Source organism: Nocardioides sp. Z21_20, assembly GCF_059766585.1.
The window spans coordinates 199,063-217,206 of sequence record NZ_JCBAJX010000001.1 but is presented as its reverse complement, the minus strand read 5'-3'; the positions used below and the strand labels follow the sequence as shown (position 1 = coordinate 217,206).

18 protein-coding genes are annotated in these 18,144 nt (G+C 73.4%); 10 read left to right on the top strand and 8 right to left on the bottom strand.

The window, feature by feature from the left end; genetic code table 11:
• Positions 1–63 precede the first annotated feature (63 nt).
• Positions 64–1,062, top strand: coding sequence for an LLM class flavin-dependent oxidoreductase (locus AC6EH9_RS01165; protein ID WP_498419752.1), 999 nt, complete (start codon positions 64–66; stop codon positions 1,060–1,062).
• A 553-nt stretch (positions 1,063–1,615) separates the two neighbouring features.
• On the opposite strand, the gene AC6EH9_RS01160 is transcribed toward AC6EH9_RS01165, so the two are convergent.
• From AC6EH9_RS01160 to AC6EH9_RS01145, 4 genes are read right to left on the bottom strand one after another with little or no spacing between them, the layout of a single operon-like run.
• Positions 1,616–2,494: a fructosamine kinase family protein gene (locus tag AC6EH9_RS01160; RefSeq protein WP_498419750.1), complete on the bottom strand. Its 879-nt coding sequence runs from the start codon at positions 2,492–2,494 to the stop codon at positions 1,616–1,618.
• Positions 2,491–3,045 carry a low molecular weight protein-tyrosine-phosphatase gene (locus AC6EH9_RS01155; protein WP_498419749.1) on the bottom strand — a complete coding sequence of 185 codons (555 nt, stop codon included), beginning with the start codon at positions 3,043–3,045 and terminating at the stop codon, positions 2,491–2,493. Before AC6EH9_RS01155 ends, AC6EH9_RS01160 begins: the two co-directional genes overlap by 4 nt.
• On the bottom strand, positions 3,038–3,427 hold the full coding sequence (locus tag AC6EH9_RS01150; protein WP_498419748.1) for a phage holin family protein: 390 nt from the start codon (positions 3,425–3,427) through the stop codon (positions 3,038–3,040). The genes AC6EH9_RS01155 and AC6EH9_RS01150 overlap by 8 nt, the downstream gene beginning before the upstream one ends.
• Positions 3,424–4,110, bottom strand: a complete 687-nt coding sequence (locus AC6EH9_RS01145; RefSeq protein ID WP_498419746.1) for a GntR family transcriptional regulator — start codon at positions 4,108–4,110, stop codon at positions 3,424–3,426. Before AC6EH9_RS01145 ends, AC6EH9_RS01150 begins: the two co-directional genes overlap by 4 nt.
• A 138-nt stretch (positions 4,111–4,248) precedes the next feature.
• Between AC6EH9_RS01145 and AC6EH9_RS01140 the strand changes: the two genes are divergently transcribed.
• The 3 genes from AC6EH9_RS01140 to hisC are packed head-to-tail and all read left to right on the top strand — an operon-like array spanning position 4,249 to position 6,969.
• Positions 4,249–5,202, top strand: coding sequence for a dimethylarginine dimethylaminohydrolase family protein (locus AC6EH9_RS01140; RefSeq protein ID WP_498419745.1), 954 nt, complete (start codon positions 4,249–4,251; stop codon positions 5,200–5,202).
• Positions 5,203–5,234: 32 nt separating this feature from the next.
• Positions 5,235–5,840 carry a VanZ family protein gene (locus tag AC6EH9_RS01135; RefSeq protein WP_498419743.1) on the top strand — a complete coding sequence of 202 codons (606 nt, stop codon included), beginning with the start codon at positions 5,235–5,237 and terminating at the stop codon, positions 5,838–5,840.
• Between the two features lie 22 nt (positions 5,841–5,862).
• Entirely contained in the window at positions 5,863–6,969 is a 1,107-nt protein-coding gene (hisC, locus tag AC6EH9_RS01130; protein WP_498419742.1) for a histidinol-phosphate transaminase, read from the top strand.
• 13 nt (positions 6,970–6,982) lie between these two features.
• Here hisC and AC6EH9_RS01125 read toward each other — a convergent pair whose 3' ends face one another.
• Positions 6,983–8,284, bottom strand: a complete 1,302-nt coding sequence (locus tag AC6EH9_RS01125; protein ID WP_498419741.1) for an MFS transporter — start codon at positions 8,282–8,284, stop codon at positions 6,983–6,985.
• Positions 8,281–8,883, bottom strand: coding sequence for a helix-turn-helix domain-containing protein (locus AC6EH9_RS01120; protein WP_498419740.1), 603 nt, complete (start codon positions 8,881–8,883; stop codon positions 8,281–8,283). Before AC6EH9_RS01120 ends, AC6EH9_RS01125 begins: the two co-directional genes overlap by 4 nt.
• A 96-nt stretch (positions 8,884–8,979) precedes the next feature.
• Between AC6EH9_RS01120 and AC6EH9_RS01115 the strand changes: the two genes are divergently transcribed.
• The gene (locus tag AC6EH9_RS01115; protein WP_498419738.1) at positions 8,980–9,921 is read left to right on the top strand and encodes a glutathione S-transferase family protein; all 942 of its coding nucleotides are present in this window, start codon (positions 8,980–8,982) and stop codon (positions 9,919–9,921) included.
• Between the two features lie 4 nt (positions 9,922–9,925).
• A complete protein-coding gene (locus tag AC6EH9_RS01110; protein WP_498419737.1) occupies positions 9,926–10,864 on the top strand; it encodes a cation diffusion facilitator family transporter in 939 nt (312 codons plus the stop codon).
• 24 nt (positions 10,865–10,888) lie between these two features.
• On the opposite strand, the gene AC6EH9_RS01105 is transcribed toward AC6EH9_RS01110, so the two are convergent.
• On the bottom strand, positions 10,889–11,335 hold the full coding sequence (locus tag AC6EH9_RS01105) for an SRPBCC family protein (RefSeq protein ID WP_498419735.1): 447 nt from the start codon (positions 11,333–11,335) through the stop codon (positions 10,889–10,891).
• A gap of 236 nt (positions 11,336–11,571) precedes the next feature.
• Here AC6EH9_RS01105 and pdhA point away from each other — a divergent pair, with 236 nt between their 5' ends.
• The 4 genes from pdhA (at position 11,572) to AC6EH9_RS01085 (ending at position 16,538) form a co-directional block, all read left to right on the top strand.
• Positions 11,572–12,762 carry a pyruvate dehydrogenase (acetyl-transferring) E1 component subunit alpha gene (gene pdhA, locus AC6EH9_RS01100; protein WP_498419733.1) on the top strand — a complete coding sequence of 397 codons (1,191 nt, stop codon included), beginning with the start codon at positions 11,572–11,574 and terminating at the stop codon, positions 12,760–12,762.
• On the top strand, positions 12,759–13,751 hold the full coding sequence (locus tag AC6EH9_RS01095) for an alpha-ketoacid dehydrogenase subunit beta (RefSeq protein ID WP_498419731.1): 993 nt from the start codon (positions 12,759–12,761) through the stop codon (positions 13,749–13,751). Before pdhA ends, AC6EH9_RS01095 begins: the two co-directional genes overlap by 4 nt.
• A gap of 14 nt (positions 13,752–13,765) precedes the next feature.
• Positions 13,766–15,235 (top strand): dihydrolipoamide acetyltransferase family protein, encoded by a 1,470-nt coding sequence (locus AC6EH9_RS01090; protein ID WP_498419729.1) that lies wholly within the window; start codon positions 13,766–13,768, stop codon positions 15,233–15,235.
• A gap of 301 nt (positions 15,236–15,536) precedes the next feature.
• On the top strand, positions 15,537–16,538 hold the full coding sequence (locus AC6EH9_RS01085) for a DUF2804 domain-containing protein (protein WP_498419727.1): 1,002 nt from the start codon (positions 15,537–15,539) through the stop codon (positions 16,536–16,538).
• 28 nt (positions 16,539–16,566) lie between these two features.
• Here AC6EH9_RS01085 and AC6EH9_RS01080 read toward each other — a convergent pair whose 3' ends face one another.
• The gene (locus AC6EH9_RS01080) at positions 16,567–18,054 is read right to left on the bottom strand and encodes a carboxyl transferase domain-containing protein (RefSeq protein WP_498419726.1); all 1,488 of its coding nucleotides are present in this window, start codon (positions 18,052–18,054) and stop codon (positions 16,567–16,569) included.
• Between the last annotated feature and the right edge of the window lie 90 nt (positions 18,055–18,144).

Sequence of the window (18,144 nt, the reverse complement as noted above, 5' to 3'; positions counted from 1 at the left end):
TTGCCCGCGCCGCCGGCGACCGTGGCGGTTGCTTGGTTGGAGCAAGTTCGTACGGTGGGGGGTATGGCTCTCCCGCTCTCGATCCTGGACCTCGCTCCCATCGCCCCCACCGAGACCGCCGCCGAGAGTCTCGCCGCCAGCGTCAGCCTGGCGCAGGCCGCAGAGACGCACGGCTATCGCCGGGTCTGGTACGCCGAGCACCACAACATGCCCGGCATCGCGTCCTCGGCGACCGCCGTGGTGATCGCGCACGTGGCCGCGCACACCCGCACCATCCGGCTCGGCGCCGGCGGGGTGATGCTGCCCAACCACTCCCCGCTGACCATCGCCGAGCAGTTCGGCACGCTCGAGACGCTGCACCCCGGACGTATCGACCTCGGCCTGGGGCGGGCGCCCGGCAGTGACCAGAACACCATGCGCGCGCTGCGGCGCTCGCCCGCCTCCGCCCAGGGGTTCCCCCAGGACGTCCAGGAGCTCCAGGGGTTCCTGCGCGGCGAGTCGCTGATCCCGGGCGTGCAGGCCGTGCCGGGGGCCGGCACCGACGTGCCGCTCTACATCCTCGGCTCGTCGCTGTTCGGCGCCCAGCTGGCCGCCGCGCTGGGTCTGCCCTACGCCTTCGCCTCGCACTTCGCCCCGGCCGCCCTGCACGACGCAGTGGCCACCTACCGCCGTGACTTCAAGCCCTCGCGCCAGCTCGCCGAGCCGTACGTGATCGCCGGGGTCAACGTCGTCGCCGCCGACGACGAGGCACACGCGCGTGAGCAGTTGGACCGGCGCCGCCGTGACTTCGTCCGCGGGATGGTGAGCCGCCCGGCCGCCCCGGGGGCTGACGCGCCGGAGTACAGCGACGAGCAGATCGACGTCTTCCTGACCACCCCCGACGGCCGCCAGCTCGCGGACATGCTGCGCTACAGCGCCGTGGGCACCCCGGAGCAGGTGCGCGACTACCTCACCACGTTCGCCGCCGAGGCCGCCGCGGACGAGCTGATCGTCGCCCACCAGTCCACCGTGCTCTCCGACCGCCTCCGCTCCGTAGAGCTCACCGCCGCCGCCCTAGCCTGACCCCCGCCCGGCGCGAGTCGGCGTGAACTCGCGCGCGGAGATGCGCGAGTCGGCGTGAACTCGCGACTGGGTGGGCGCGAGTCGGCGTGAACTCGCGACTGGTGGGGGCGTCGGCGGGCTGGGTGGGCTTCTCCACGGGCGTACGACGACCCGCGCCCCGTCCGCTTACCCGCAGGTAACTGGTGGATCGCATGCACCAGGTGCGCGGGAATCTCCAGTTACCTGTGGGTCACCTGGGGGGCGCCCCCGGGGGCAGGTGGGCGATGGCGCGCGGGTGTCCGGAGTGGCTTGGCCCGCGGCGATGGTCCGCTGAGCCGGCCGGCGAAGCCCCGAGCTCCGCGGGCCCCACTCGGATCCCCTCGAGTCGGCCCGCTACCCGCCCTCCGAAGGCCTACCCGCAGGTAACTGGTGGATCGCACGCACCTGGTGCATGGGAATCTCCAGTTACCCGTCGGTCACCTGGGGGCGCCCACCTGGGGGCGCCCGGCTGAGGCCGCGCGGGCCGCTGCCGCGCGGGTGCCCGGAGCGGCCCGGCGCGGCGGGCTAGAGAGCGCTAGAACGCGTCGGCGACCGCGGCGGCCCGCGCGCCGTACCCGCCGCCGAACATGCAGGCGTGCACCAGCAGCGGGTGGAGCTGGTGCAGCCCTTGGCGCTCGAGCCAGCCATCCTGGAGGGGGCGTCCGCGCGCGTCGGCCTCGTCGACGTACGCCTCGAGCACCCGCTGCAGGTGCGGCAGCCCGAACAGCGCCAGCATCGCCAGGTCGCTCTCCCGGTGCCCGCCGTGGGCCGCGGGGTCGATCAGGTACGGCGTGGCGTCGCTGCCCCACAGCACGTTGCCGCTCCACAGGTCGCCGTGCAGCCGGGCCGGGGGCTCCTCGGGCACGAGCTCGCCGAGGCGGTGCGCCAGCCGGTCGATCTTCGCGGCCTGCTCGTCGCTCACCGCCCCGCGGCCGTAGGCGAGCTTGAGGTAGGGCAGCACCCGCCGGGTGGCGAAGAACTCCGCCCAGGTCGGGGCCGGGCGGTTCGGCAGCGGGAGCAGGCCGATGTAGCCGTCGTGCTCCATGCCGTACGTCGGGTGCCCGGCGAGGTGGGTGATCGCCAGCGCCCGGCCGAACGCCGCGGCGGTGTCGGTGCTGACCTTGCCCGGCTCGATCCAGCGCAGGATCACGCAGTCGTCGGCGGCGGCGAGCAGCTCGGGCACGGCGACGCCGCCGTCACCGGTGGCGGCGCTGAGCCAGCGCAGCCCGCGCGCCTCCGCGGCGAACATGCCCGCGGGCGGATGGGGGTGGGTCTTCATCAGGGCGTTGCGACCGTCGCTGAGCCGCAGCCGGGTGGCCGTCGCGACGTCACCGCCGGCGACCGGAGCCGTAGCCGCGACCGCGCAGCCGAGGAGTTCCTCGGCGCGACGGGCGACCAACGGCTGGCGGGTCATCGAGGCAGGTCCCGCTCCAAGGCGGTGACGAGGGCGGCGCACGTCCGCTCGACCATCCTCAGCACCTCCTCGAACCCGTCGTCCCCACCGTAGTACGGGTCCGGAACCTCCCCACCCGGCTCACGCGGATCGAAGTCCCGGAAGAGCCGGACCCGGTCCACGTCGCTGGACACCGCGAGGTCCAGCACGTCGGACAGGTTCTGCGCGTCCATCGCCAGCACCAGGTCGTGCTCCTCGAGCCAGACCGACTCGAACTGCTGCGCGCGGTGCCGGGTCGCGTCGTACCCGGCGGCGCTCAGGGTGGCCGCCGCGCGCCGGTCCATCGGCTTGCCGACGTGCCAGTCGGCGGTGCCGGCGCTGATCACCTCCACCCGCTCCGCGAGCCCGGCCTCGGCGACGCGCTGACTCAGCACCACGTCGGCCATCGGGGAGCGGCAGATGTTGCCCAGGCAGACCAGCACGATCCGGTACGGCGGCCCGTCGATCGGCGCGGGCAGCGCGGGCGGCGCGGGCGGCGTCGCCCCGGCCCGTTCGGGCGCGGGCTCAGTCATCGTCCACGGCCACGTCGATGAAGCCCGTCACCAGCGTGATCACCACCGCGCCGAGCACCGCGGTCCAGAAGCCGTCGACGTGGAAGCCGATGCCGACCTGGCCGGCGATCCAGGAGGTCAGCTCGAGCATGGCGGCGTTGATCACCAGCAGGAACAGCCCCACGGTGAGCACGATGAACGGCAGTGAGAGGACCTTCACCACCGGCTCCACGAAGGCCGTGACCAACCCCAGGATCAGGGCGACCAGCAGCAGCGGGCCGATCTTCTCGGTGACCTCGTCCTGGCCCGAGGAGGGCCCGTCGAACCAGATCCCGTCCAGGAGCCAGGCGGCCACGGCCAGAGCGATCGCATTGGTCACCAGCCACAGGAGGGTCTTCTTCACGTGGCCGATCCTAGGCTGAGTCCCAGCGCCCAGAGGATGTCCCGCTCGGCGTCGGCGAGATGCTGATCGAGGTACGCGGCGGCGCCGTCCACGTCGTCGGCCTCGAGCAGCAGCACCAGCTGGGTGTGCGAGTCGGCCTGGTCGTGGGCGTTGCGGCGGATCCGGTCGATCTGGGCCAGCGCGAGCTTGAGCTCGGTGACCAGGGTGTCGGCCATGTGCACCAGCCGCGGCGAGCCGAGCAGGCCCACCAGCGAGACGTGGAAGGCCAGGTGGCGCTCGTTGAGCTGCTGGTACGACGCGCCGTCGCGGACCGCGCCGGTGTAGGCCTCCAGCGTGGTGCGGACCGCGCGGCGGTGCTCGGGGTCGGCCTCGCGCCAGTGCCGTACGCCGGCCCCCTCGAGCACCGCACGGGCGCGGATCACGTCGCGCACGGAGTCGGGGTGGGTCGTCGCGACCGACACTCCGCGGTGCGGCTCGCGGGTGGCGATGCCCTCGGCGACCAGGATCGCCAGCGCCTCGCGCACGGTGGAGCGCGCCACGCCCAGCGACTCGGCCAGCGCCACCTCGCGCAGCGGCGTGCCGGAGGCCAGCTCGCCGTCGAAGACCGCGCGGCGCAGCTCGCCGACGGCCCGGTCGACCGTGGAGGAGTGGTCCAGGCGAAGCGTGCCGAACTGCTCGGTCATGGCTCTCTTCCCCGGGGACGGCGAATGGGCTGGGCCCACATTGTCCGACACCGGCTTGCCACATGCACGCGGGACCAGCACACTGAGCCTTCCTGTCTGATTGTCAGACAATCCGACACTCGGACCCGAGGGGGACGCATGACCGCACGCGCACACGACCGGGGCGCCCTGGCCTGGGGCCGCCATTACGCCATGGTGCGGCCCGACTACTTCCGGGTGGACTACGTGATCAACCCGTTCATGGACGTGCGTGACCAGCCCGACCCCGCGCTGGCGCGCCGGCAGTGGGACGCGCTGGTGGCGACGCTGCGCGCGCTGGGCGCCGAGGTCGACGTGATCGCCCAGCGCGCCGACGCCCCGGACATGGTCTACGCGATGAACCTGGGCCTCGGCGTGGTCCGGGCGGACGGCGGGCGCCACGTGGTGATGTCGCACATGCGCTTCCCCGAGCGCCGGATGGAGGGCGCCAGCGCTCAGCCGTGGTTCGCCGAGCGTGGCTGGAGCACGTCGTACGTCGGTCGCGACGGGGTCGGCGCGCACTTCGAGGCCGGCGACGCGTTCGCGTTCGGCGACGCGCTGGTCGTCGGCCACGGCCCCCGCACCGACGAGCTCGGCCTCGAGCACCTGGCCGCCGACCTCGGCGTCCGGGTCCGCGGTGTGCGGATCACCCACCCCGGGATGTACCACCTCGACCTCGCCTTCCACCCGCTCGACCAGCGCCGGGCGATGGTCTGCCCCTCGGCGTTCGACGCGGAGAGCGCGCAGGCCCTGCTGGACCTGGTGCCCGAGCCGCTGGTGCTCACCGAGGAGGAGGCGCTGACGTTCTGCGCCAACTCCGTGGTGGTCGGGCGCACGGTGGTGATGCCGGCCTGCCCCGACCGGGTCCGCGCCCAGCTGGAGGAGTGGGGCTTCGAGATCGTCGTGCTGGACCTGTCCGAGTTCCACAAGGGCGGCGGCTCCATCCGCTGCCTGACCAACCCCCTCGACGTCACCCTCGGCCGGGACCTGCCGCTGGTGCCCGGCGGTGAGGTCGTGCTGCCCGGCCCGATCGCCGCCGCGGTGCTGGACGACGAGGCGGAGGTCGCCGCCTGAGTGGTCTGGGCCATCACGCTAGCCTCGCCGCCATGACGCCAGGCGCCATGACAGTGACCGCGGCCAGCGGCGTGCCGGTGGGTGGGGTCGAGTTCATGGTGCTCGCCGCCGCCGTGTCCGGGCTCTTCTTCGCGCTCCTCGCCCTGCTGCTCAAGCGCTGGGTCGGCTGGGTCACCGGGTGGGCGCTGCCGGGCCTGCTGTGGTCGCTGGTGGTGATCGCCCTGGTCACGCTGGTCCCGGCGGAGTCGGCCACCGACGTGGTCTCGCCCGAGGGCCGCCTGCCGGGCTGCTCGTGGGACATCGGCGGACCCGCCCCGGAGGGCTTCTGGATCTTCGACGGCGGGCAGCGCACGCTCAACACCGCGCTCTTCGTCCCCTCCGGTGCCCTGCTGGTGCTGACCGCGGCGCGCTGGCGCAGCGGCTGGGTGCTGGTCCCGCTCGGGCTGGTCCTGCTCGCCCTGTACTCGGCCGGCATCGAGTACACCCAGCTCGAGCTGGCCCGCCTCGACCGGGCCTGCGACGTCACCGACGTGATCGACAACGTCACCGGCGCCGTCCTCGGCGCGGGGGTCGGGCTGGTGCTCGCGCTGGTGCTCAGGCCCTGGGAGTTCCGCCGCACCTGGCGGCCCCGCAGGTGAGCCGGGTACTAGCCTGAGGCGCATGTCCGCCCCGACGTCGCCCGAGCAGCAGCCCGCGCAGGAGGCCCCCCGGGCCCGCGCCAACGTGCAGCGGATCCCGGCCTACGTGCCGGGGCGTCCGCCCACCGTGCGGCCCGGTCTCACGTCGTACAAGCTCTCCTCGAACGAGAACCCCTACCCGCCCCTGCCGGGGGTGGTCGAGGCGGCACACCGGGCCGTCGCGGAGATGAACCGCTACCCCGACATGGGCAACGCCGCGCTGTACGCCGCGCTCGCCGAGCGGCTCGAGGTCCCCGTCGAGGACCTCTCGGTGGCGACCGGCTCGGTGGCGCTGATCTACCAGCTGCTGAGCGCCTTCTGCGACCCCGGCGACGAGGTGGTCTACGCCTGGCGCTCCTTCGAGGCCTACCCGATCGCGGTCGCCGCCTCGGCCGCGACGTCGGTGCAGGTGCCGGTCACCGCGGAGGGCCGCCACGACCTCGACGCGATGGCCGAGGCGATCACCGAGCGCACCCGGGTGGTCCTGGTCTGCACCCCCAACAACCCCACCGGGCCCTCGCTCACCCAGGCCGAGCTCGACGCCTTCCTGGCGCGGGTGCCGGCGCGGGTGCTGGTCGTGGTCGACGAGGCCTACACCGAGTTCGTCCGGATGGACGACCCCGTCGACGGCCTGGCCACCTACCGCGCCCACCCCAACGTGGTGCTCACCCGCACCTTCTCCAAGGCCTACGGGCTGGCCGGGTTCCGGGTCGGGTACGCCGTGGCGCAGGCGCCGCTCGCGGCGGCCCTGCGCGCGGTCTCGCTGCCGTTCGGCGTCTCCGGGGTCGCCCAGGCGGCGGCGATCGCCTCGCTCGAGGCGGAGCCGGAGCTGCTCGCCCGGGTCGAGGCGCTGGTGGTCGAGCGGGACCGGGTCGTCGAGGCCCTGGCGGCCGCCGGGTGGGACGTGCCCGAGGCGCAGGGCAACTTCGTGTGGCTGGAGCTGGGCGAGCGCACCGGCGAGTTCGCCGCGGCCGCCGAGGAGGCCGGGATCACGGTCCGCCCCTTCGCCGGGGAGGGCGTCCGGGCGAGCATCGGCGAGACCGAGGGCAACGACCGGCTGGTCGAGGTCGCGCGGCGCTTCGCCCGCTGAGCCGGGCACGACCTCAGCGCGCCGCCGACTCCTCGCTGCGGAGCGCCGCCGGACGCCGGTCCATGCCCTGGAAGGCCGGGTCGACCGTGGGCGCCATCGTGGCCAGGAAGTAGGCGGCACCGCAGGCGACCAGCGCCCAGCCTAACCCGAGCCAGCTGACCAGGACGCCGGCGACCAGTGCGCCGAACGGCATCCCGACGTAGCACAGCGCGGTGGTCAGCGAGGTCACCCGGCCGACCAGGTGCGAGGGGATCCGCTCGAAGATCACCGCGCCGAGAACCGGGTTGATGAAGCCGGCGGCCGCACCGCCGACGACGCTGACCGCCAGCACCGCCCACAGCGGAGCCTCCAGGGCGAGCACCACGAACCGGGGTGCCCCGCAGAGCAGGAACGCGAACAGGTAGGTGCGGAAGCGAGGCAGCCGCGCGCCCCAGGCCGCCGCGGCCAGGGAGCCGGCGATCGAGGCGCCGCTGAAGACCGCGAAGACCAGGCCGACCATCTCCACGCCGGCCCCCGACTCCTTCGCCCACACCGGCACCAGCAGCCCGGAGTAGGCCATGTCCAGCAGGTTGGTGAGCGCCACCATGGCCGAGATCGCCACCAGCACCCGGTCGTGGCGCAGGAAGTCCCAGCCCAGGCGCAGGTCGGTCCAGTAGCCGCCTGCCTCGGCACTCGCACTCGCGCCTGCGTCGGCACCCGCGCCGGGCTCCGGCGTACGGCGCGGCGGGCCGACGCGCCGGGTGGACCAGGCCAGCACCAGCGCGGCGACCCCGAACGACAGCGCGTCGACGATCAGCGCGTTGGCGGCCCCGACCCAGGCCACCAGTCCGCCGGCGAAGGCGGCGCCGAGCATCCCGGCGGTCCGCTCGACGGTCGAGGAGAGCCCGGTGGCGCGCTCCATCGGCACCGCGCAGTGCTCCACCAGCACCGGCACGTAGGCGTGCTTGGCGGCGTCGCCGGGGCCGCGGAAGGCGCCCGCGAGCGCGACCAGCACCAGCAGCAGCGGGAACGAGAGCGCGCCCAGGGAGTGCAGCAGCGGGATCGACCCGACCACCAGCACGCTGGCCAGGTCGCAGCCGATGCTCACCCGGCGCGGCCCCAGCCGGTCGATGATCGGTCCGCCGAGCGCCTTGAGCAGCACCAGCGGAGCCATCTCGGCGAACACGACGAGGCCGGTCTGGGTGGCGCTGCCGGTGGTGGTGAGCACGAACCAGGGGAGCGCGACCATCGAGACCCGGGTGCCGGTCAGCGAGATCGCCTCGGAGGTGAGCCATCCGTAGAGCGGCACGTGGTGGCGCGCCACCCGGGCCGTCATGGCGCGTCCGTGCTCTCGTCCGTGCTCGCGACCGGTCCCGACGCGGCGATGCGTCCGGGCCGGGGGAACGCGTGCAGGACCACGGTGTAGTCGGCGGCGCCCTCCTCCTCGGGCTCCTCCTCGACGTCCTCGATCACCGCGTCCAGCGCCTCGAGCAGCGCCTTCGCCCGGCGCGGGGTGAGTCGGATGCTCCAGTCGCTCAGCGTGGAGACGTCCTGCCACTCCGCCGGCACCAGCGGCCGCTCCTCGACGGCGCGCTGCAGCGTCTCGGTGTGCACGACGGCGACCGCCTGGGCGAAGGCGTCGTGGGCCTCGCGCTCCTCGGGCGCGGCGGGCAGGCTGGTCCGGGTGTACTGGTGGGCGGCCTTCCACCAGCGGTCCCGGCCGTTGCCGCGCTCGGTGTCCTCGGCCACGAAGCCGTGCTGGGCGAGCTGGCGCAGGTGGTAGGAGGTCGCGCCCGAGTTCAGGCCGAGCCGGGCCGCGAGCGTGGTGGCGGTGGCCGGCCCGTCGGAGCGCAGCAGGCCCAGCATCCGCAGCCGGACCGGGTGGCTGAGCGCCTTGAGGGCGGTGGCGTCGGGGGTGATCGAGGAGAGCTGCATGGCATCACCGTAGATCGCAAAGATTCGTTTGCAAATACTTCTTTGCAAACGAATCTTTGCGAATGACGAGGTGGCGGGGGCTGGCACGATGGGGCCATGAGTGAGCACACCCCGACGTACGTCGAGAAGGGCAAGCCCTTCGACCGGGACATGAACTACATCCCGGACCGGATCACCCGCGACGGGCGCGATGGCTGGCCGGTCGAGCCGGGCCGCTACCGGCTGATCGCGGCGCGCGCATGTCCGTGGGCCAACCGGGCGATCATCGTGCGCCACCTGCTCGGGCTCGAGGACGTGATCTCGCTGGGCACGCCGGGGCCCACCCACGACGCGCGCAGCTGGACCTTCGACCTCGACCCCGGCGGCGTCGACCCGGTGCTCGGCATCCAACGGCTGCAGGAGGCCTACTTCGCCCGCTACCCCGACTACCCGCGCGGGATCACCGTGCCGGCGATGGTCGAGGTGAGCAGCGGCAAGGTCGTCACCAACGACTTCCCGTGGATCACCCACGACCTCTTCTTCGAGTGGCGCGACTTCCACAAGCCCGGCGCGCCCGACCTGTGGCCCGAGGACTGCCGCGAGGAGATGGAGGAGGTGATGCAGCGGATCTTCACCGAGGTCAACAACGGCGTCTACCGGTGTGGGTTCGCCGGCTCCCAGGAGGCCTACGACGCCGCCTACGACCGGCTGTGGACCGCGCTGGACTGGCTCGAGGAGCGGCTCACCACCCGCCGCTACCTGATGGGCGAGGCGATCACGGAGGCCGACGTCCGGCTGTTCACCACGCTGGTCCGCTTCGACCCCGTCTACCACGGCCACTTCAAGTGCAACCGCCAGAAGCTGAGCGAGATGCCGGCGTTGTGGGGCTACGCCCGCGACCTCTTCCAGACCCCCGGGTTCGGGGAGACCGTGGACTTCGAGCAGATCAAGGCGCACTACTACGTGGTGCACACCGACATCAACCCGTCCGGGATCGTCCCGAAGGGTCCCGATCTGTCGGGCTGGACCAGCGAGCACGGGCGCGCGTCCCTAGGCTGAGCCCATGGGAGCTGGGCACGGGCACGGCGGGCGCGGGCACGGGAGCCACGCGCGCGGCCGTGCCGAGGACCGGGCCCGGCTGCGGCTGGTGCTGCTGGTCACCGGCGTCGTCATGGTCGTGGAGCTGGTGGGCGCGTGGGTCACCGGGTCGCTGGCCCTTTTGGCCGACGCCGGGCACATGGCCACCGACGCCGGCGCGGTCGTGCTCGCGCTCGGGGCGTCGTACGTCGCGGCGCTGCGGCCCGGCCCGCGCTCGACGTTCGGCTACCACCGCGCCGAGATCCTGGCGGCGCTGCTCAACGCGCTGGTGCTGCTGGGGGTCTGCGGCTACGTCGCCTGGGCCGGCATCTCGCGGCTGGCCGAGCCGCGGCCGGTCGATGCCGGGCCGATGGTCGCCTTCGCCGCGGTCGGCCTGATCGCCAACGCGGTGTCGCTGCTGGTGCTGAGCCGCTCCGAGACCGGCTCGCTGAACCTGCGGGGTGCGGCGGCGGAGGTGCTGGCGGACCTGTGGGGCTCGGTGCTGGCGATCGTGGCCGGCATCGTCATCCTCACCACCGGCTTCGAGCGCGCCGACGCGATCGCCTCGCTGCTGATCGCGGTGCTGGTCCTGCCGCGGGCCTGGCGGCTGGCGAAGGAGGCGGGCACGGTGCTGCTCGAGATCGCCCCGGCCGACCTGCCGCTGGAGGTGGTGCGGGCCCACCTGCTGGCGATGCCGGGCGTCACCGACGTCCACGACCTGCACGCCTGGACGATCACCAGCGGGCTGCCCAGCCTGTCCGCGCACGTCACGGTCACCGACGAGGCGCTGGCCGAGCACGGCCTGGGCGGCATCCTCGACCGGCTGTGCGCGTGCCTGGCCAGCGACTTCGACGTGCGGCACGCGACGTTCCAGGTCGAGCCCGAGAGCCACCTCGAGCACGAGGATCTCGGCGAGACCCACTGAGCGGGTCGCACTGAGCGGGTCGGCTCAGCGGGCGTCCTGCTCGGCGGCCTCGGCGAGCCGCTCCAGGGTCTTCTCGATGCCGCGCCGGTTGCCCCGCACGACGCCGAGCAGCTCGTAGAGCTTGGCCTGCGCGCCCGGCACGTCGGAGTAGTCGAAGCTCTCGGTGACGCGGGTGCCCGCGCCGGCCGGCTCCAGCTCGTAGCGCCACACGTGGCCGCCGGGGTGGCGCCAGGCGATGCGGCGGCCCTCCTCGAACTCCACGACCTCGCTGGTGATCTTGTAGGGCGCGACCCGCTTCATGTCCATCCCGAAGCGGGCGCCCTGGGTGAGCCGGTCGGGACCGGTGTGGACCTTGCGGACGGTGCCCGACCCGTCGATGCGGGGGTGCTGGCGCGGGTCGGCCAGGATCTCGAAGACCGTCGCGGGCGGCGCGGTGACGGTGGCGGACGAGGAGACGATGCGTGTGGTCATCCTCCGACTGTAGGGGGCCGGGCGCCGGGAGGGATTCGCGCGCGCGGGCACGGAGCGCTACGTTCTCCCTGAGCGCACGGTGTGGCCCCGCTCACACGCTGACGGGGTCACACCGTGGGCTTCACCCGCAGGAGCAGTCAGGTCCGGGTGCGACGGCACACCACCCCCGTGTCGGCCACTCCGGCTTCCCGCCCGGCGACGGGAACCCCGTCGGCGGTGACCCGAAGGAGTGCATCGTGAGCCACACCCGTCCGTTCGGCCCGGACCTGGTCGAGGCCTTCGGTCCCTCGCAGCACGACGGTGGACCGGAGCTGGTGCAGCTCCTGACGCCCGAGGGCGAGCGCGTCGAGCACGCCGACTTCGCCTTCGGCGCCGGGCTGGGCGCGGAGGAGGAGGCGGCCACCATCCGCGGGCTCTACCGCGACATGGTGCTGACCCGCCGCATCGACACCGAGGCCACCGCCCTGCAGCGCCACGGCGAGCTCGGGATCTGGGCCCAGCTGCTCGGCCAGGAGGCGGCCCAGATCGGCGCGGGACGCGCGCTGCGGCCTCAGGACTTCGTCTTCCCGACCTACCGCGAGCACGGCGTGGCCTGGTGCCGCGGGGTCGACCCGCTCGACCTGCTGGGCCTGTTCCGCGGGGTCGACCAGGGGCGCTGGGACCCCGCCGAGCACAACTTCGGCCTCTACACGATCGTGATCGGCGCGCAGACCCTGCACGCCACCGGCTACGCGATGGGGGTCCAGCGAGACGGCGCGGTCGGCACCGGCGACCCCGAGCGCGACACCGCGGTGGTGGCCCACTTCGGCGACGGCGCCTCCTCGCAGGGCGACGTGAACGAGGCGTTCATCTTCGCGGCCTCCTACAACGCGCCGGTGGTGTTCTTCTGCCAGAACAACCAGTGGGCGATCTCGGAGCCCATCGAGCGCCAGAGCCGGATCCCGCTCTACCAGCGGGCGCTCGGCTTCGGCTTCCCCGGGGTCCGTGTCGACGGCAACGACGTGCTCGCGACGTACGCCGTGACGCAGGCGGCGCTGCAGCGCGCCCGCGACGGCCAGGGCCCGACGCTGGTCGAGGCCTACACCTACCGGATGGGCGCGCACACCACCACCGACGACCCGACCCGCTACCGGGTCAGCGACGACGTGGAGCGCTGGAAGCTCAAGGACCCGATCGCGCGGGTCAAGGTCTACCTGACCCGCAACGGGCTGGCCGACGACGCGTTCTTCGACGCCGTCGGCGACGAGGCCGACGACCTGGGCGCCCGGCTGCGCGACGGGTGCAAGGCGCTGCCGGATCCGGGACCGCTGAGCATCTTCGACCACGTCTTCGCCGAGCAGACCGCCGAGCTGGCCGAGCAGCGGGCCGGGTACGCGGCGTACCTGGACGGCTTCGAGGGCGACGGCACCGAGGAGGCGCTGCGATGAGCACGCAGCGGATCACGCTGGCCAGGGGGCTCAACCTGGGCCTGCGCCGCGCCATGGAGGACAGCCCCAAGGTGCTGCTGATGGGCGAGGACGTCGGCAAGCTCGGCGGCGTCTTCCGGATCACCGACGGGCTGCAGAAGGACTTCGGCGAGGACCGGGTGATCGACTCGCCGCTCGCCGAGTCCGGCATCGTCGGCACCGCGGTGGGCCTGGCGATGCGCGGCTACCGCCCGGTGGTGGAGATCCAGTTCGACGGGTTCGTCTACCCCGCCTACGACCAGATCGTCTGCCAGGTCGCCAAGCTGTGCTTCCGCAGCCAGGGCAAGGTCCCGATGCCGATCGTGATCCGGATCCCGTTCGGCGGCGGCATCGGCGCGGTCGAGCACCACTCCGAGTCGCCAGAGGCGCAGTTCGCGCACACCCCAGGGCTCAAGGTGGTGGCCTGCTCGAACCCGGTCGACGGCTACTGGATGATCCAACAGGCCATCGCCTGCGACGACCCGGTGATCTTCCTGGAGCCCAAGCGGCAGTACCACGCCGACAAGGCCGACCTGGACGAGACGCAGAGCCTCAGCAGCGCCGCCCCGCTGTTCACCTCGCGGGTGGTGCGCCGCGGCTCCGACCTGACCCTGCTGTCCTACGGCCCGATGGTGAAGACGTGCCTCAAGGCCGCCGAGGTCGCCGCCGGCGAGGGCCGCTCGGTGGAGGTGATCGACCTGCGCACGCTCTCGCCTCTGGACATGGAGCCGGTGCTGGAGTCGGTGACCCGGACCGGGCGGGCCGTGGTCGCCCACGAGGCGCACGTGAACCTGGGGCTGGGCGCCGAGCTCTCGGCGCGGATCACCGAGCAGTGCTTCTACTCCCTGGAGGCCCCGGTTCTGCGCGTCGGCGGCTTCGACACCCCCTACCCGCCGTCCCGGATCGAGGAGTCGTTCCTCCCCGACGTGGACCGGGTGCTCGACGCCGTCGACCGTTCCCTCGAGTTCTGAGCAGGAGAGCCTGAATGCCCGAGTACCTGCTGCCCGACGTCGGCGAGGGCCTGATCGAGGCCGAGATCGTCTCCTGGAAGGTGAAGATCGGCGACGTCGTGGCGATCAACGACGTCGTCGTCGAGATCGAGACCGCCAAGTCGCTGGTCGAGCTGCCCTCGCCGTACGCCGGACGGGTCACCGCCCTGCTCGTCGAGGAGGGCCAGACCGTCGACGTGGGCGCCCCGATCATCGCGATCGGCGAGCCCGCCGCGCGGCCCTCGACCGACCCGATCGACACCAACGTCCCCCCGGAGGGCAACCCCACCCTGGTCGGCTACGGCCCCCGCGAGGTCGTCGCCCGCCGCCGCGCCCGCAAGGGCTCCGCCTCGCCCTCCAGCCCGGCCGCCGCCGCCACCCAGATGCAGGTCCAGGGGGCCTTCGCCGCCGGCGGCGCCCAGTCCGACGCCGTCGTCGAGGGCGACGAGCCCGCCGTCCCCGCCACCCCAGCCCCACCCCCCACCCCCACCCCCACCCCAGCCCCACCCCCCACCCCCGCGCGACCCGTCACTCCCTCGACCAACACGCCGGGGGCTGGCGGCGTCAGTGACGGGTCGGTCCGGATGCTGGCCAAGCCGCCGGTGCGGAAGCTGGCCAAGGACCTGGGCATCGACCTCGCCACGCTGACCCCGACCGGGCCGCACGGCACGGTCAGCCGCGCCGACGTGGAGCAGGCCGCCGCGACCGCTTCTGCTCCCGGGGCCGCGCCGGCGACGTCGTACGACGTGGGTGAGCGGCGCGAGTGGCGCGAGCCGGTGAAGGGCGTGCGGAAGATGATGGCGTCCGCGATGGTCGGCTCGGCCTTCACCGCCCCGCACGTCACCGAGTGGGTGACCGTCGACATCACCCGCACGATGGAGCTGGTCGAACGGCTGCGCGAGCGCCGTGAGCTGCGCGAACTGAAGGTGTCGCCGCTGCTGGTGCTGGCGCGCGCGGCGATGCTCGCGATGCGCCGTACGCCGGAGATCAACTCCTGGTGGGACGAGGCCGCCCAGGAGGTCGTCTATCGCAGCTACGTCAACCTCGGCATCGCCGCCGCCACGCCGCGCGGGCTCGTCGTACCGAACGTCAAGGAGGCGCAGGACCTGGCGCTGTCCGACCTGGCCGCAGCGCTCGGCGAGCTCACGTCGACCGCCCGCGAGGGCCGCACCCAGCCGGGCGAGATGAGCGGCGGGACGTTCACGATCACCAACGTGGGCGTCTTCGGCGTCGACGCGGGCACGCCGATCATCAACCCTGGCGAGTCGGCGATCCTCTGCTTCGGAGCCGTGCGCAAGCAGCCCTGGGTGGTCGAGCGCGACGGCGTCGACGAGATCGCGGTACGGCAGGTGACGACGCTGGCGCTGGCCTTCGACCACCGCCACATCGACGGGGAGAAAGGCTCGCGGTTCCTCACCGACGTGGCCGGGATCCTGGAGGACCCGGGGACTGCGCTGTTGTTCTGAGGTGGGTGGGGCGGTGGGGCGTCGGGGCGTCGGGCTGCGGGACGTCGGGGCTGCGGTCGGGGGCATCGTCGATTGGTCAGAGGCGGCGGGTGATTCGCCGGATTTCCCTCCGTTGGGGACCAAACGGCGTCTGCTTCGCGGGGTTCAGCGACGTGAGGTCCTGCCGGCGTCGGAGCGGGCGCCGATTGGTCAGAAACGGAGGGTTCTCGCGCCGATTTCTCTCCGTTGGGGACCAAACGGCAGAGGGGTGGGCGGCGGGGGTTCGTCAGCCGGACGCCCGCCGCTCTGGTAGATCAGTCAGATGCCCTCCACCACCGCAGAGCGTGAGATCACCGAGCCCGTCGACCTGTGCCTGCCGTCGGGGCGCCTGAACCCGGCGGCCGTCGGCTGGACCCGTACGCCGCTGCATCGGGCCAACCTGCGTGGGTGGGGGCGCACCAAGCGCTGGGAGTACTGGGGCGTGATCACGCCGACCCACGTGCTCGGGTTGGTGGTCTCCTCCCTGGACTACGCGGGGGTGCACAGCCTCTACCTGCTCGAGCGCGCCACCGGGCGTGAGCGCACGGCCGAGGCGACGGTGCCGCTGGCTCGGGGCGTGGTGCTGGCCGACCGCTGCGGGGAGGGTACGGCGCGCGGCGGCGGCGCGGGGCTGGACATCGAGCTCCGGCAGACGCCCACCGGCGTCAGGATCTTGGCCGTGGCGCCGGGTCTGCAGGTCGACCTGGTGGCGCCGAGCGTGCCCGGCCACGAGGCGCTGGGGGTGGTGGTGCCCTGGAGCGATCGGCTGTTCCAGTACACCGTCAAGGACGTCGCCCGCCCGGTCACCGGCCGGATCGTCGTCGACGGCCAGGCGCACGACGTCGACGCGCAGGACTCCTTCGCCGTACTCGACCACGGCCGGGGGCGCTGGCCCTACGTGATCACCTGGAACTGGGCGGCGGGCAGCGGCCTGGTCGCGGGGCGCCGGCTCGGCATCCAGCTCGGCGGCCGGTGGACCGACGGCACCGGCTCGACGGAGAACGCGCTGCTGGTCGACGGCCGGCTGCACAAGATCGGCGACGACCTCGCGTGGGACTACGACCGCGAGGACTGGACCCGCCCGTGGCGCATCCGCGGGCCGCGCGTCGAGGCCACGCTCACGCCGTTCCACGAGCGGGTCTCGCGCACCAACCTCGGCGTCGTCGGCGCGGAGACCCACCAGCTGTTCGGGCACTTCAGCGGGTGGGCCGCCACCGACGACGGCGCCACCGTGGCCCTCGACGGGCTGGTCGGGTGGGCCGAGGAGGCCCGCAACCGCTGGTGACGGCTCGGGTGACGACTCGGGTGATCGCTCAGGTGTAGCGCTGGCTGCGCTGCTCGGCGGTGCCCGCGCCGCGCTCGAGCAGCCCGGCGAGCTCGTGCTCGAGCACCAGACCGAGGCGCCGGCAGAACGCCTCCGGCTCGTCGGCCGCGTCCGGCTGCTCGGCGACGATCCGGTCGACGATCCCGCGTGCGTGCAGATCGATCGCGCGGACCTTCTGCGCGCGGGCCATCTCCGGGGCGTGGTCGAGGTCGCGGTGCACGATCGCGCTGGCCCCCTCGGGCGGCAGCGGGGAGAGCCAGGCGTGCTGCGCCGCGATCACCCGGTCGGCGGGGAGGAACGCGAGCGCGCCCCCGCCGTTGCCCTCGCCGAGCATCAGGCACAGCGTGGGTGCGTCGAGGGTGACCAGGTCGGACAGGCACCGGGCGATCTCGCCGGCCAGCCCGCCGTTCTCGGCGTCGACCGACAGCGCCGCGCCCTGGGTGTCGATGACCGTGACCAGCGGCAGCCCGAGCTCCGAGGCAAGCCGCATCCCGCGCCGTGCCTCGCGCAGCGCCTCCGGGCCCATCGGGTGGTCCTTGGTCTGGCCGCGACGGTCCTGGCCCAGGAACACACACGGCGCGTCACCGAAGCGGGCCAGCGCGATGAGCAGGCCAGGGTCGGCCTCGCCCTGGCCGGTGCCGTTGAGCGGTACGACGTCGGTGGCGGCGTGGCGCAGCAGGCGTCGTACGCCGGGGCGCTCCTGACGCCGGGACCGGGTGACGGCGTCCCACGTCTCGACGTCGGGGACCGCCTCGTCGGCGGGGGCCGGGACGGCGGCGATGCCGGTGCGCGGGGCCATCAGGATGCGCAGCGCCCGGTCGAGGATGTCGCCGATCTCCTCCGGCGGCACCACCGCGTCGATGATGCCGTGCGCGTAGAGGTTCTCCGAGGTTTGCACGCCGGCGGGGAACGGCTTGCCGTACAGCGCCTCGTAGACCCGCGGCCCGAGGAAGCCGACCAGCGCGCCGGGCTCGGCGACCGTGACGTGGCCCAGCGATCCCCACGAGGCCATCACCCCGCCGGTCGTGGGGTGGCGCAGGTAGACGAGGTAGGGCAGAGCCGCCTCCTTGTGCGCGGCCACGGCGGCGGTGATCCGGACCATCTGCACGAACGCCGGGGTGCCCTCCTGCATCCGGGTCCCCCCGCTCACCGGGGCGGCCAGCAGCGGCAGCCCCTCGGCGGTGGCGCGCTCGATCGAGGCGACCAGCCGGTCGGCGGCGGCGCGACCGATCGAGCCGGCCAGGAACCCGAACTCGCCCAGCACGACGGCCACCCGCCGACCGCGCAGCAGGCCCTCGCCGGTCAGCACCGACTCGTCGGCGCCGCTCTTCTGCGCCGCGCGGGCCAGCTCCGCGGCGTACTCCTCGGAGAGCTCGCCCCGTACCGGCGCGACGTCCCAGGAGGTCCAGGACCCGTCGTCGAGGACGAGATCGATCAGGTCGCGAGCGGTGAGCCGGGTGCGGGGCTGGGCGGTCATGCCCGCAGGCTAGGGCACCGCGCCGGTCGCTGACGCTGGCGACAACAGGTGAAAAGTGGGGGCGCCGATTGGCAGACCTGTGCCTGTGGG